This window comes from Rathayibacter sp. VKM Ac-2803 (assembly GCF_009807175.1).
GTDB lineage: Bacteria > Actinomycetota > Actinomycetes > Actinomycetales > Microbacteriaceae > Rathayibacter.
The window spans coordinates 3,293,320-3,306,449 of the sequence record NZ_WUCD01000001.1; the positions used below are offsets into that span (position 1 = coordinate 3,293,320).

Genomic DNA, 13,130 nt, shown 5'->3' on the forward strand with positions numbered 1-13,130 from the left:
GGCGAGCTCCAGTGATCGGTTGTGACAGAGGCGAAAAAACGGCCGTTCTTGATTGCATCAGTCCCGGGAATACGTCCCGATCCTCCCCCATTCTGGCTCCAGGCGCCACAGAGTGCCCCTCGACCGCGGCGACACCGCTCGAGGACGACTCCCCACCCGTCGACGACGACAGACAAGAAAGCGGAGCCACCATGAGCATCTTCACCAACACCGTCCGGATCGAGCCGGCCACGATGACCGCCCCGACCGCCGTCGCGGCGCCCACAGTCCCCGCCGCTCCCCTGGCGCTGCGCCGCTGGGTGCGCGACATGGCGGCGATCCTCGAGCCCGACGCGATCGAGTGGAGCGACGGCTCGCCCGCCGAGTGGTACCGCCTCACCGGCCGCATGGTCGCGGAGGGCAAGCTCATCGCTCTGAACCCGGAGTGGCGCCCCGGCTCGTTCCTCGCGCGCACCGATCCCGACGATGTCGCCCGGGTCGAGGACCGCACGTTCATCTGCACGAGCGACGAGGCCGACGCGGGCCCCACGAACAACTGGCGCGAGGCCTCCTCGATGAAGGACGAGATCGCCCCCTACTTCCGCGGCGCGATGCGGGGCCGCACGATGTACGTCGTCCCGTTCTCGATGGGACCCGTCGGCGGTCCGCTGTCGCAGCTCGGCGTGCAGCTGACCGACTCGGCGTACGCCGTGCTCAACATGCGGATCATGGCCCGCGTCGGCGCCGCTCCGCTGGCCGCCTTCACCGAGGACACCGCGTTCGTCCGGGGCGTGCACTCGGTCGGGTTCCCCCTGCGCGATGCGGACGGCACGACGCGCGACGACGTCGCCTGGCCGTGCAACGGGACGAAGTACATCACCCAGTTCCCCGAGACCCGCGAGATCTGGTCGTTCGGCTCGGGCTACGGCGGCAACGCGCTGCTCGCCAAGAAGTGCTTCGCCCTGCGGATCGCCTCGGCGATGGGCCGCGAGGAGGGCTGGCTCGCCGAGCACATGCTGCTCATCCGCATCGTCTCGCCCGAGGGCCGCCGCTACCACGTGGCGGCGGCGTTCCCGAGCGCGTGCGGCAAGACCAATCTCGCGATGATGCAGCCCGCGATCCCGGGCTGGCGCGTCGAGACCCTCGGCGACGACATCACCTGGATGAAGAAGGGCGAGGACGGGCGCCTCTGGGCGATGAACCCCGAGACCGGGTTCTTCGGAGTCGCCCCCGGGACCGGTCAGTCCTCGAACCCGAACGCCGTGCAGACCCTGTGGGGCAACACGATCTTCACCAACGTCGCGCTCCGCGAGGACGGCGACGTCTGGTGGGAGGGCCTGACCGACGAGACGCCCGAGCGTCTGACCGACTGGCGCGGACAGCCGTGGACCCCCGCCTCCGGCACCCCCGCCGCCCACCCGAACGCCCGCTTCACCGCTCCGGCGCTGCAGTGCCCGTCGCTCTCGGACGACTGGGACTCGTTCGAGGGCGTGCCGCTGGACGCGATCGTCTTCGGCGGCCGGCGCGCGACCAACGTGCCCCTCGTGACGCAGGCCACCTCGTGGCAGCACGGCGTCTTCATGGGGGCGACCATCGCCTCCGAGAAGACCGCCGCGGCCGAGGGCACCGTGGGCGAGCTGCGACGCGACCCCTTCGCGATGCTGCCCTTCTGCGGGTACAACATGGCCGACTACTTCGCGCACTGGCTCTCGGTCGGCGAGGACCTCGGCGAGAAGGCTCCCGCGATCTTCCAGGTCAACTGGTTCCGCAAGGGCGCCGACGGATCCTTCCTCTGGCCCGGCTTCGGCGAGAACGCCCGCGTCATCCAGTGGCTCGTCCGCCGGGTCGAAGGGCTGGCGGAAGCGCGTCCCAGCGCGATCGGCGACCTCCCCCTCGCGATCGACACGCACGGGCTGAACCTGCCGGCCGACGTGAAGGAGGAGCTCTTCTCGGTGCCGGTCGAGGCCTGGCTCGACGAGTGCGACCTGACCGAGCGGTTCTTCGCGCGGTTCGGCGACCGCCTCCCCAGCGCTCTGACCGCCGAGCTGAGCGCGCTGCGCCTCCGGCTGCTGGCCGCGCGACTGCCGGTCGCCGCGTGACACCCTGAACCTGCCGGCGCTCCCGGCACTCCCTGTGGCCCGCGGAGGGGACATCCCCCCTTTCCTCGCACCCCTCTCCGCGGGTCCACTCCCCTCCCGATCGATGGACGTCATGGACCGCATCACCCTCCGCTTCCTCGCCGCCCCGCAGGATGCGACCGCCGACGGCCGCAGCGCCCAGGCCGGCCGCGTGCTCGAGTGGATCGACAAGGCGGGCTACGCCTGCGCGGTCGGCTGGAGCGCCGGCTACTGCGTCACCGCCTACGTCGGCAACGTGCACTTCACCCGGCCGATCGCGGTCGGCAACCTCATCGAGGCCAGCGCGCGGATCATCCACACCGGGCGCACGAGCATGCACGTCCTGGTCGAGGTCGCACAGGCGGACCCGCGGACCGGCCGCTACGAGGAGGCGACCCACTGCCTCCTGATCTTCGTCGCCGTCGACGAGGAGAAGCGGCCGCGCGCGGTGCCGGAGTGGCGGCCGCAGTCGGTCGAGGACTCGGCGCTCGCCGAGGGCGCCTCGGCCCGCATCACGGGCCGGCGAGCGCTGCACGAGGTGATGCGCGAGCAGGAGTACACGGCGGCGGGCACCGGGCCTCGGATCGTCTTCCGCTTCCTCGCCGCTCCCGGCGACGTCAACTGGGGCGGGAACGCCCACGGCGGCATCGTGATGCGCTGGATCGACGAGGCGGCGGACGCGGTCGCGATGGGCTGGACGCGGCGCGACACCGTCGCCGTCTACTCCGGCGGCATCCACTTCTACCGGCCGGTGCGGATCGGGCATCTCGTGGAGGTGGAGGCGCGGCTCATCCACACGGGCCCGCGGAGCATGCACCTCGCGATCCACGTGCGCTCGGGCGATCCGCGGACGGGGGTGCTCGAGCTGACCACGCAGTGCATGAGCGTGTTCGTCGTACGCGGGTCCGACGGTGCTGCGGAGGCTGTGCCGCCGCTCCCGCTGCACTCGGACGAGGACCGGCGGCTCGATGCGCACGCGCGGGAGCTGATCCGGCTGCGGGCGGAGCTGCCGCCGCTGCCGATCGCGACCCGGTGAGCCTCGGCTCGGCGTGCAGTACAGAGGGTGAGCGGGGCCGACGGCGCGCTGAGGGGAGCTTCGGGAGTGCGGACCTCGGTTCTGCACGGGTCGAGCGCCCCACTCCGCCCGACGCGGAGGCCCGCAGTAGGGTCGGACCGTGACCCTCCCGATCCTCGTCGTCAATGGCCCGAACCTGAATCTGCTCGGCACGCGCGAGCCCGAGCTCTACGGCTCCGACACGCTCGCCGACGCGGAGGCGCTCGCCGCCGATCGCGCCCGCGCTCTGGGCCTCGAGGTCGAGGTCTTCCAGAGCAATGCGGAAGGGGCGATCATCGACCGCCTGCACGCGGCCCGCGGCACCTCCTCCGGGATCGTGCTGAACGCCGGGGCCTACACGCACACGTCGATCGCGATCCGCGACGCGGTGCTCGCGACGGAGCTGCCGATGGTCGAGGTGCACGTCAGCAACGTGCACCGGCGCGAGGAGTTCCGGCAGCACTCCTACCTCTCCGACATCGCGGTCGCGGTCATCGTCGGCGCGGGGATCGCCGGGTACGGCTACGCGGTCGACGTGCTGGCCCGCCGCCTGGAGGCGGACACCCGCCAGGCGTAGCGTCGGGGGCATGACCGACTCCGATCTCTCCCGCTCCTTCGGCACCGCCGTCGACGCCTACGACCGCGGACGGCCCGGGTACCCGGACGACGCGGTGGACTGGCTGGTCGCGCACGCGCCGGCGCGCGTGGCGGGGGCCTACGTGCCGGAGCGCGCGCGGGAGGCGGGTGCGGACGCCTCCGACCGGGTGCGGGTGGTGGATCTCGGCGCCGGGACGGGCAAGTTCACCGCGTCGCTCGTCGCGCGCGGGCTGACGGTGACGGCCGTCGAGCCCGATGCGACGATGCTGGCGCGGCTCGGCGAGCATCTGCCGACGGTCACGGCGGTGGAGGGGACGGCGGAGGCGCTGCCGCTCGCCGACGCGTCCGTCGAGCTGGTCACGGCCGCGCAGTCGTGGCACTGGGTCGACGCCGAGCGGGCGAGCTCCGAGGTCGCGCGGGTACTCGTGCCGGAGGGTGTGCTCGCGCTGGTCTGGAACATCCGCGACGAGTCGGTGCCGTGGGTGCGCCGGCTGGGCGAGGTCGCCGGATCCTCGACCGCGGAGCGGTTCGAGACGGTGCAGCCGCCTCTCGGCTCCGCGCTGACGCGAGTGGCGTACGCCGAGTTCGACTGGGTGTTCGAGCTCGACCGGGCGGGCGTGCTCGACATGTTCGCGTCGCGGAGCTACGTGATCGCGATGACGGAGGAGGAGCGCGCGGCGACTCTGGCGGCCGTCGGGCGGGTGCTCGACGAGGAGTTCGGCGCGGAGGGGCGCGTCGCGATGCCGTACGCGACGCGGGTGACGATCGCGCGGCGGGCCTCCCGCTGATCGAGCCCGGAGCCCGCGGAGCGCGGCGTGTCCCCGCTCATCGAGCAGCCCGCGCAGCGGGCGTATCGAGATCCACCAGCGTCAGCAGAAGGTTCTGCATGCTCCATCTGCTGACGGCGGTGGGTCTCGATACGCCGCCTGCGGCGGCTACTCGACCAGCATGAGGGGCCGCACGCCGCGGCTGCTCGAGCAGCGGGCCACGGGGGTCAGACCTCGTTGGGGTCGCCGCCGACGCGGCCGGCGCGCTCGAGCGAGGTGATCGCGTCGCGCTCGTCGGAGGTGAGCTCGAAGCCGAAGACGTCGAGGTTCTCGGCGATGCGGGCCTTCGTCGACGACTTGGGGAAGACGATGTGGCCGCGGTCGAGGTGCCAGCGCAGGACGACCTGCGCGGGCGTGACCCCGTGCGCCTCGGCCGGGCCGGTGATCACGGGCAGCTCGAGGAGCGGGTACTTGCCCTGGCCGAGCGGGCCCCACGCCTCCGTCGCGATGCCGTGCTGGGCACCGAACGCGGTGACCGTGGGCTGCTGGTGGTAGGGGTGCAGCTCGATCTGGTTGACGGCCGGCACGACCTCGGTCTCGTCGAGCAGGCGCTCGAGGTGCGGGACGAGGAAGTTCGAGACGCCGATCGAGCGGGTGCGGCCCGACTCGCGCAGCTCCTGCATCGCCTCCCAGCTCTCGACGTAGCGATCCTGAGCCGGCTTGGGCCAGTGGATGAGATAGAGGTCGACGGAGTCGAGGCCGAGCTTCTCGAGGCTCGCGTCGAGGGCACCGGGTGCGGTCGCCCGACCCTGGTCGTCGTTCCAGAGCTTGGTGGTCACGTACAGCTCGTCGCGCGCGAGACCGGAGGCGGCGATCGCGCGGCCGACGCCGACCTCGTTGCCGTAGATCGCCGCGGTGTCGATGTGGCGGTAGCCGACCTCGAGCGCCTCGGAGACGATGCGCTCGGTCTCCTCCGGGTCGACCTTGAACACTCCGAAGCCGAGCTGCGGGATGGTCGTGCCGTCGTTGAGCGTGAGGGTGGGGATGCTGGTCATGCCTCCACCCTGCCGCGAACCGCCGACATCCGACACCGGCTTGCGCCGGGCACGAGGCCTGGGACGGGGGCGACTACCCTCGAAGGGCGCCGGGTCGGGCGCACCGAGGACTCGAGGAGCACCACGTGGGCACCATCATCGCCGCCGCAGACGGCTCGGCACTGGGCAACCCGGGCCCCGCCGGCTGGGCCTGGTACGTCGACGACGAGCGCTGGGCCGCCGGCGGCTGGTCGCACGGCACCAACAACATCGGCGAGCTGACCGCCGTGCTGGAGCTGCTGCGCTCGACGGCGGACGAGACCGATCCGCTGCACATCCTCTGCGACAGCCAGTACGCCATCAAGGCCTGCACCGAGTGGCTGCCGGGCTGGAAGCGGAAGGGCTGGCGCAAGGCCGACGGCAAGCCCGTGATGAACGTGGAGATCATCAAGGCGCTCGACGAGGCGCTCCAGGGTCGCGCCGTCACCTTCGAGTGGGTGAAGGGCCACGCGAATCACCGGATGAACGAGGCCGCCGACGTCCGCGCCCGCGCCGCCGCGACGGCCTACCAGCGCCGCCGGCCGGTCGACGCCGGGCCGGGCTGGCCCACCGCGCCCGCCGCCGCTCCCGCCCCCGCCGTCGAGGACGCCCCCGCGACCCTCTTCTGAGCGCCTCGAGGGAGTCGCTTCTCAACGAGACGTTGCCGCGGACGCACGCTTCGCCATCGACGACCGACGTGACCGCGAGTTGGTCACTTCTCGCCCTCTCCGGAGCGGGGAAACGGCAGAAGCTGTCGAATCGATCCGGGCCCGCGTCGGCGTTCGGCACTTCTCGCCCTCACCGCAGTCGCGAAACGGCGGATCCTGTCGGACCGACGTTCTCCGCCCACGGAGGGACGGGCAGCGCCGAAGATCAGGGCAGGTGCAGCAGGCCCGTCGCGATGAGCTCGCGCACGGGCGGCAGCACCGACTCCAGCACCGCCGCCTCGTCGACGTGCAGGAGCGACGCCACGGCCGACGCGATCGCCGCGAGCGACAGTTCGCCGTCTGAAGCGCCGACGACTGCGGCGAGCGCCGTGTCGACGTCCTCGACGCGTGCGAAGCCGCCGCCCTGCCGCAGCCGCAGGACCGTCGGGTCGTCGTTGCCGGGCCAGTAGTGCCGCTCCTCCGTCACGTCACCCGCGACCGTGAGCGCGAGACCGGCGAGAGCCGCGTCGTCGAGACCGGCCAGGGCCTCCCCCGCGTCGAGGCAGTGCGCCAGGTGCCCACCGAGACCCGCGGTGGCGAACGCCGCGTCGATCCGCTCGAAGCGCCGGAGCGGCGGGCGGGCCGTCGCGGGCAGGCGCAGCGTCACGTAGCCGAAGCCGACGCCCGTGACTCCGCGGCGCTCGAAGTCGCCGACCCACGCGTCCACGAGCTGGTCGAACTCCGCGCCGCGGGTCGTGCCTCCGTCGCGGATCCACGTCTCGGCGTACACCGCCGGATCCTGGCGCTCGCGCTCGACGATCCAGACGTCGAGCGGTGAGGCGGCGCCCTCGATCCAGGCGTCCAGCCCCTCGGGGCCCGGCTCGAGCGCCTGCACGAGGGGGCTCCTGACGTCGTCGAGCCAGCCCCGCACGCGGTCGAAGGCGTCGGCCGATGCGCGGTACTCCCAGTTGCCGAGCAGCTGCGCCACTCCGCCCGGGACGAGGTGGTCGGCCGCGCCGACGATCACGCGGTGAACGATCTCGTCGCCCTCGAGGCCGCCGTCGCGGTACTCGTAGGAGGGGACCCCCGCGGCACGGGGCGTGATCACGAACGGCGGGTTGGTCACGATGTGGTCGAAGCGCTCCCCCGCGACGGGCTCGTAGAGGCTGCCGAGCCGGAACTCGATGCTCTCGATCCCGTTCAGCGCCGCGTTGAACGCCGCGAAGGCGAGCGCCCGCTCCGAGATGTCGGTAGCGACGACCCGCTCGGCGTGGCGGGAGGCGTGCAGCGCCTGGATCCCGCAGCCGGTGCCCAGGTCGAGCACGCTGCCGACCGGTCGCTGGATCATCAGGCCGGTCAGGGTCAGGCTCGCGCCGCCGACTCCCAGCACGTGGTCCTCCGACAGAGCGCGGCCGAGAGCCAGCTCGCCCAGGTCGGAGGCGATCCACCACGAGGCGGCACCGCGCAGGTCGACGAGGTCGTACGGACGCAGGTCGACCGCGGCGGTCACGACCGCTCCCGCCTCCGACTGCACAAGACCCAGCGAGATCGCCCCCTCGAGACCGAGCAGCGAGAACGCGGCGAACGCCGCCTCCGTCGAGACCGGGTCGGCGAGGAGGAACAGCCGGGCGAGCGTCGCCAGCGGGGAGTCGTCGGCCGCGAGGGCGCGCCGGGCGGGCACGCGGTCGCCGCGGTGCAGCGCCTCGCCGGCCGCCTCGCCCCACAGCTCGCGGACCGCGTCGACGCGGTAGTGGGCGTGGTCGAGGTCGTCGCGGAGGAGCGCGAGGAGCGCACGGTCGAGCTGGTCTGCAGGCTGCACCGGACCATCCTCGTGCACGGGCGATCCGCAGACCGTCCGCCACGAGGACCTCTCGCAGCTCGCCGGCGGACTCGGCCGACGTGGTGCGACACCGGTCGTACGATCGGAGCATGCCCCTCACCGGAGAATACGAACCGAGCACGTCGACCTGGGCCCGCGAGCAGGCGGAGCTGTACGAAGCCACGAACGGCCAGGAGGGGAACCTCCTCCGCGGCAAGCCGATCATCGTCCTGACCACGGTCGGCTCGAAGAGCGGCAAGCTGCGCAAGACGGCCCTCATGCGCGTCGAGCACGACGGGGAGTACGTCGTCGTCGCGTCGAAGGGCGGTGCCCCCGAGCACCCCGTCTGGTACGGCAACATGCTCAAGGAGCCGCACGTCGAGCTGCAGGACGGCGCGGAGAAGAAGGACTACACCGCGTCCGTGCTCGAGGGCGAGGCGCGCTCGATCTGGTGGGAGCGCTCCGTCGCCGCCTGGCCCGACTACGCCGAGTACCAGACGAAGACCGAGCGCGAGATCCCGCTCGTGCTGCTCACCCCCTGGGCCTGACGGTCACGCCGGGTCGACCCGCTCGGCGATGAGGTCGAGCACTCGCGGATGCGACAGCAGCGCGAAGTGCCCGACCACCGAGACCGCGATGTTCTCGCGCGCACCGACGAGCCGGCTCCCGCCCGGGATGTACTGATCGCGCATCCCGTAGATCGACGTGATGCGGGAGTCGGCGTCGCGCTCGGCGAGCAGCGTGCGGATGACCGGCCGGTGCGGTGCGAACTCGCGCAGCGCCCTGGCCGGCGCGATGCGGGCGAGCGGTGACCCGTTGAACGGGGTCGACACCGCGATCATCCGCTCGATGCGCTGATCGTCGCGGTCGTCGACGACCATCATGTGCTTGCCGATCAGGCCGCCTTTGCTGTGCGCGACGATCACGACTCCGCGCAGGTCGTTCTCGCGCAGGTACTCCTGCCCCAGGGCGGCGGAGGCGACGATCGGCCGGGTGTTGTAGCCGAGGGCCGGCAGCACGTGGATCGGATGGCCGGCCGCGTGCAGCCGGTCGGCGATCGGCTGGAGGAACTGCCACGTCTCGTAGACACCCGGGACGAGCAGCACGGGTGCGCCGTCTCCGGAGGCGTAGTGCGACACGTCCCAGCCGTCGCGCAGGTGCGCGAAGCGCGACGAGTAGGCGTAGCGGTAGTCGCGGAGGTAGGCGCGGCGCATCGAGGTGGAGCGGCGCGGGCGCCCGGACTCACGCGCCGGCATAGGCCTCTTCGAGGGTCTGGATGTCGAGACGGTTCATGGCCAGCATCGCCTGCAGGGCACGCCGTCCACCCTCGGGGTCAGGGCCGCCGAGGAGGGATCCGAGCACGCTCGGCACGATCTGCCAGGAGAGGCCCCAGCGGTCCTTGAGCCAGCCGCAGCGGCTCTCCTGCCCGCCGTCGGCGACCAGCGCGTCCCACAGCCGGTCGAGCTCGGCCTGGTCCTCGACCGAGACGACGATCGAGATCGCCTCGGTGAAGGAGAACTGCGGCCCCGCGTTGATCGCCTGGAAGCGCTGACCGTCGAGCTCGAAGGTCACCGACAGCACGGTGCCGGGCGCGGGCGAGCCCTCCGGCAGCACCTGCCGATCGAGGATGCGGGAGTTCGGGACGAGGCTCGTGTAGAGGTCGACCGCCTCTCCCGCCGCGTTGTCGAACCAGAGGAACGTGCTGACCGAACCCATGAGCGTCTCCTTCGTCGAGGCCGGTGCGGCCCGGAGCGTCGCGTACCGCGAGCACCCCCGGCCGGACGGGGTCAGAGCGGGTTCACGCCGAACGCGGCCGCGAGCTTGTCGATCTTCTTGGCCCGTCCGAGGCGGGGCAGGTCGCTGCCGTCGCGGATCACGCGGCCGCGCGCCTCGAAGTCGTCGAGGAAGTCGCGTGCCCACGCCACGTCCGACGGGGTGGGGCTGATGACCTCGTTGATCACCGCGAGCTGCTCGGTGTCGAGGCAGAGCTTGCCGGTGAGGCCGAGCGAGACGGTGAGCGCCGACTGCTCGCGGAGCACGGGGTGGCTGTTCGAGACGGTCGGGCCGTCGATCGGGCCGGGCAGGTCGCCGATGCGCGAGGCCACGACGAGGCGCGAGCGGGGGTAGGCCATCGCCAGGTCGTCGGCGCTGGTTCCGGTGTCGCGGCGGTAGTCGCCGCTGCCGAAGGCGAGTCGGAAGCAGCCGCGGGCGCGGGCGATCGAGACCGCCTCCTCGATGCCGAGCGCGGACTCGACGAGGGCGAGGACGGGGGTGGAGCCGCCGAGGCGGTCGAAGGTCTCGGTGACGTGCTCGGCCGCCTCCGTCTTGGCGAGCATCACGCCGGCCAGGCCCGGGAGGCCCTTCAGCGCATCGACGTCGTCCGACCAGAACGGGGTCGAGTGGTCGTTGATGCGGACCCAGGCGCGCTTCTCGCCCTTCAGCCACTCGACGACATCGGCGCGGGCGTCGGGCTTCGCCTTCGGGTCGACCGCGTCCTCGATGTCGAGCACGATCTGGTCGGCGCGCGACGCGTGAGCGGCGTCGAACGTCTCGGTGCGGGTCGCATTGACGAGCAGCCACGAGCGCGCGATCTCGGGGGCGACGTCGCGCCCCTTGCGAACCAGGGGGGTGGGGATGGTCGACGTCACGTGGGTGTGTCCTCTCGGTGGCGCGGTCCTCGCTCCGCGAGCCCCGCCGCGAGCGACGGTGCCGGGGTCAAGGGTAGCGGGAGGCGACGGCCGTCGGCTCAGCGGCCCGCGCGCTCGGCGAGGCCCTTCACGAAGGCGGCCTGGCCGGCGTGCTGGATGTCGTCGTCGACGACCGACACCAGGCGCACCGCGAGGGTGACCGGAGGGTCCCATCGGGTGTCGACGACCCGCGCCAGCTCGTCGTCGGCGAGCGTGTCGAGATAGGCGAGCGTCTTCTCGTGCACGGCGTCGACGTAGGAGGAGAGCAGATCGGCCGGCATCGCGGCGAGCGCCGCCACCTCGGCCGGCGAGTGGCCGTAGCCGCTCGCCTCCGGCGCGAACGGCAGACCGGAGCGCTCGTGGAAGCCGTCGGCGGTCCAGACCTGCTCGCGCTCGGCGAGAGGCGCGAGGTGGTCGTCCTGCACGCGGGTCAGGTGCCAGATCAGCCAGGCGGCGGAGTTGGCCTGGGGGTCGGCGCGGAACGCCAGCTGCTCGGGGGTGGAGTCGTCGAGGACGGCGTGCACGGTCTCGTGCACCCGGCCGAAGGCGTCGCGGAGGAGGTCGATGGCTGCGCTCATGGCGCCAGTCTGCTCGCGGAGGGGGTGAGCCCGGCACCCCTTGCGCCCGGCTCGGAGGATCCGCCGAGGCAGGTGCCGGATACTCGCACGGGTGACCCCCGGAACCCCCGACCTGGCGACGAAGCCGTGGCTGTCCTCCTACGCGGAGGGCGTCCCCACCGAGATCGATCCGCCCACCCAGACTCTCGTCGATCTGCTCGAGGACTCGGTGGCCCGCTACCGGCGCGGCACCGCCCTCGAGTTCTTCGGCGCCGAGACCAGCTACGCCGAGCTCGGCGAGAAGGTGGCGCGGGCCGCCGAGGGGCTGCGGCGCCTGGGCGTGCGGCCCGGCGACCGCGTCGCGCTCGTGCTCCCCAACTGCCCCGAGCACGTCATCGCCTTCTATGCGGCGCTCCGACTCGGCGCGATCGTCGTCGAGCACAATCCGCTCTACACGCCGCGGGAGCTGCGCCGGCAGTTCGAGGACCACGGCGCGCGCTTCGCGGTGGTCTGGGACAAGGTCGCCGACGTCGTCGCGACGATGCCGGCCGACGTCGGCATCGAGCGGGTCGTCTCGGTCGACATGACGGAGTCGTTCCCGCTCGCCAAGCGCCTCGCGCTGCGCCTCCCGCTCCCCAAGGTCAGGGAGACGCGCGCGAAGCTGACCGCGAAGCCCCGGACCCGCACTCTCATCCCGTTCGACCGCCTCCTGGGCACTCGGCGCCTCGCGCGGTCGCACCCGCGGCCCTCGCTCGGCGACACCGCCCTGCTGCAGTACACGAGCGGCACCACGGGCACCCCCAAGGGCGCGATCCTCTCGCACGCCAACCTCCGCGCCAACGCGATGCAGGGGCGCGCCTGGGTGCCGGGCCTGCGTGAGGGCGACGAGACCTTCTACGCGGTGCTGCCGCTCTTCCACGCCTACGGACTGACGCTCTGCCTCACCTTCGCGATCAGCATCGGCGCGAAGGTCGTGCTGTTCCCCACCTTCGACGTGGCGCTGGTCAAGGGTGCGGCGAAGACGTCTCCCCCGACGTTCCTGCCCGCGGTGCCGCCGGTCTACGAGGCGCTCGCGCGCGCCTCCGAGCGGGGCGAGCTCGACCTGCGCAGCATCCGCTTCGCCATCTCGGGCGCCATGGGGCTCCCGGTTGCGACCGTCGACCGCTGGGAGCGCGCCAGCCGCGGCCTGCTCGTCGAGGGCTACGGGATGACGGAGTCCTCCCCCGTCGCACTGGGCAATCCGGTCGGTCCGACCCGGCGCCCGGGCACGGTCGGTGTGCCGTTCCCGAGCACCGAGATCCGCCTGGTCGACCCGGCCGACCCCTCCGTCGATCGCAGGGCCGGCGAGTCGGGCGAGCTGCTGCTGCGCGGCCCGCAGGTCTTCCAGGGCTACTGGAAGCGTCCCGACGAGACGGCCGAGACGCTCCTCGCGGGCGGCTGGCTCCGCACCGGCGACATCGCGACCATCTCGGCCGACGGCTTCGTCACGATCGTCGACCGCGCCAAGGAGCTCATCATCACGGGCGGCTTCAACGTCTCGCCCTCCGAGGTCGAGGGCGTGCTCGAGTCGCACCCCGACGTCGTGCGCGCCGCGGTCGTCGGGCTCCCCCGCGCTGACGGAGGCGAGAGCGTGGCCGCCGCGGTCGTGCTGCGCCCCGGCACGGCGGTCGACACCGAGGCGCTCCGCGACTTCTGCCGCGGGCACCTCACCCCCTACAAGGTGCCGAAGCGGGTCGACGTCGTCACCGAGCTGCCGACGTCGCTGATCGGCAAGGTGCTGCGGCGCGAGGTGCGCCAGCGGCTGATGGCCACGAACAGCTGAACTGAGGAGGA

12 protein-coding genes and 1 pseudogene are annotated in these 13,130 nt (G+C 72.4%); 7 read left to right on the forward strand and 6 right to left on the reverse strand.

The features are described 5' to 3' along the window. Positions 1–233: 233 nt before the first annotated feature. The 4 genes from GRS96_RS15335 (at position 234) to GRS96_RS15350 (ending at position 4,535) form a co-directional block, all read left to right on the forward strand. Positions 234–2,078, forward strand: a complete 1,845-nt coding sequence (locus GRS96_RS15335) for a phosphoenolpyruvate carboxykinase (GTP) (protein WP_236553699.1) — start codon at positions 234–236, stop codon at positions 2,076–2,078. Between the two features lie 112 nt (positions 2,079–2,190). Continuing rightward, positions 2,191–3,132, forward strand: coding sequence for an acyl-CoA thioesterase (locus GRS96_RS15340; RefSeq protein ID WP_236553640.1), 942 nt, complete (start codon positions 2,191–2,193; stop codon positions 3,130–3,132). Positions 3,133–3,271: 139 nt separating this feature from the next. Beyond that, entirely contained in the window at positions 3,272–3,727 is a 456-nt protein-coding gene (aroQ, locus tag GRS96_RS15345) for a type II 3-dehydroquinate dehydratase (RefSeq protein ID WP_159988892.1), read from the forward strand. 10 nt (positions 3,728–3,737) lie between these two features. Beyond that, positions 3,738–4,535, forward strand: a complete 798-nt coding sequence (locus tag GRS96_RS15350; protein ID WP_159856818.1) for a class I SAM-dependent methyltransferase — start codon at positions 3,738–3,740, stop codon at positions 4,533–4,535. Between the two features lie 206 nt (positions 4,536–4,741). Here GRS96_RS15350 and GRS96_RS15355 read toward each other — a convergent pair whose 3' ends face one another. Beyond that, positions 4,742–5,569, reverse strand: coding sequence for an aldo/keto reductase (locus GRS96_RS15355; protein WP_159856820.1), 828 nt, complete (start codon positions 5,567–5,569; stop codon positions 4,742–4,744). A 125-nt stretch (positions 5,570–5,694) separates the two neighbouring features. Here GRS96_RS15355 and GRS96_RS15360 point away from each other — a divergent pair. Beyond that, positions 5,695–6,204: pseudogene (locus GRS96_RS15360) on the forward strand (ribonuclease H family protein); the annotation flags it as partial. 256 nt (positions 6,205–6,460) lie between these two features. Here the strand turns inward: GRS96_RS15360 and GRS96_RS15365 are convergent. Further along, complete coding sequence (locus GRS96_RS15365; RefSeq protein WP_159856824.1) at positions 6,461–8,053, reverse strand: DUF7059 domain-containing protein; 1,593 nt, start codon at positions 8,051–8,053, stop codon at positions 6,461–6,463. A 110-nt stretch (positions 8,054–8,163) separates the two neighbouring features. Between GRS96_RS15365 and GRS96_RS15370 the strand changes: the two genes are divergently transcribed. Further along, the gene (locus tag GRS96_RS15370; RefSeq protein WP_159856833.1) at positions 8,164–8,601 is read left to right on the forward strand and encodes a nitroreductase family deazaflavin-dependent oxidoreductase; all 438 of its coding nucleotides are present in this window, start codon (positions 8,164–8,166) and stop codon (positions 8,599–8,601) included. A gap of 3 nt (positions 8,602–8,604) precedes the next feature. On the opposite strand, the gene GRS96_RS15375 is transcribed toward GRS96_RS15370, so the two are convergent. The 4 genes from GRS96_RS15375 to GRS96_RS15390 all read right to left on the reverse strand — a co-directional run bounded on the left by GRS96_RS15375 (position 8,605) and on the right by GRS96_RS15390 (position 11,318). Continuing rightward, complete coding sequence (locus tag GRS96_RS15375) at positions 8,605–9,309, reverse strand: esterase/lipase family protein (protein ID WP_159856835.1); 705 nt, start codon at positions 9,307–9,309, stop codon at positions 8,605–8,607. After that, positions 9,296–9,769 (reverse strand): VOC family protein, encoded by a 474-nt coding sequence (locus GRS96_RS15380; protein ID WP_159856837.1) that lies wholly within the window; start codon positions 9,767–9,769, stop codon positions 9,296–9,298. The genes GRS96_RS15375 and GRS96_RS15380 overlap by 14 nt, the downstream gene beginning before the upstream one ends. A 71-nt stretch (positions 9,770–9,840) precedes the next feature. Next, positions 9,841–10,701: an HpcH/HpaI aldolase/citrate lyase family protein gene (locus GRS96_RS15385; RefSeq protein ID WP_204162098.1), complete on the reverse strand. Its 861-nt coding sequence runs from the start codon at positions 10,699–10,701 to the stop codon at positions 9,841–9,843. A 98-nt stretch (positions 10,702–10,799) separates the two neighbouring features. Beyond that, positions 10,800–11,318 carry a mycothiol transferase gene (locus GRS96_RS15390; RefSeq protein WP_159856839.1) on the reverse strand — a complete coding sequence of 173 codons (519 nt, stop codon included), beginning with the start codon at positions 11,316–11,318 and terminating at the stop codon, positions 10,800–10,802. 91 nt (positions 11,319–11,409) lie between these two features. On the opposite strand from GRS96_RS15390, the gene GRS96_RS15395 reads away from it, so the two are divergent. Continuing rightward, positions 11,410–13,119 (forward strand): long-chain-fatty-acid--CoA ligase, encoded by a 1,710-nt coding sequence (locus tag GRS96_RS15395; RefSeq protein WP_159988893.1) that lies wholly within the window; start codon positions 11,410–11,412, stop codon positions 13,117–13,119. Positions 13,120–13,130 lie beyond the last annotated feature (11 nt).

What these genes read in the sequence shown, in the direction of transcription:
- GRS96_RS15335 (WP_236553699.1), top strand. Translation starts at nt 234, where the DNA reads ATGACCGCCCCGACCGCCGTCGCGGCGCCCACAGTCCCCGCCGCTCCC.
- GRS96_RS15340 (WP_236553640.1), top strand. Translation starts at nt 2,191, where the DNA reads ATGGACCGCATCACCCTCCGCTTCCTCGCCGCCCCGCAGGATGCGACC.
- GRS96_RS15350 (WP_159856818.1), top strand. Translation starts at nt 3,738, where the DNA reads ATGACCGACTCCGATCTCTCCCGCTCCTTCGGCACCGCCGTCGACGCC.
- GRS96_RS15355 (WP_159856820.1), bottom strand. Translation starts at nt 5,569, where the DNA reads ATGACCAGCATCCCCACCCTCACGCTCAACGACGGCACGACCATCCCG.
- GRS96_RS15370 (WP_159856833.1), top strand. Translation starts at nt 8,164, where the DNA reads ATGCCCCTCACCGGAGAATACGAACCGAGCACGTCGACCTGGGCCCGC.
- GRS96_RS15375 (WP_159856835.1), bottom strand. Translation starts at nt 9,309, where the DNA reads ATGCCGGCGCGTGAGTCCGGGCGCCCGCGCCGCTCCACCTCGATGCGC.
- GRS96_RS15380 (WP_159856837.1), bottom strand. Translation starts at nt 9,769, where the DNA reads ATGGGTTCGGTCAGCACGTTCCTCTGGTTCGACAACGCGGCGGGAGAG.
- GRS96_RS15390 (WP_159856839.1), bottom strand. Translation starts at nt 11,318, where the DNA reads ATGAGCGCAGCCATCGACCTCCTCCGCGACGCCTTCGGCCGGGTGCAC.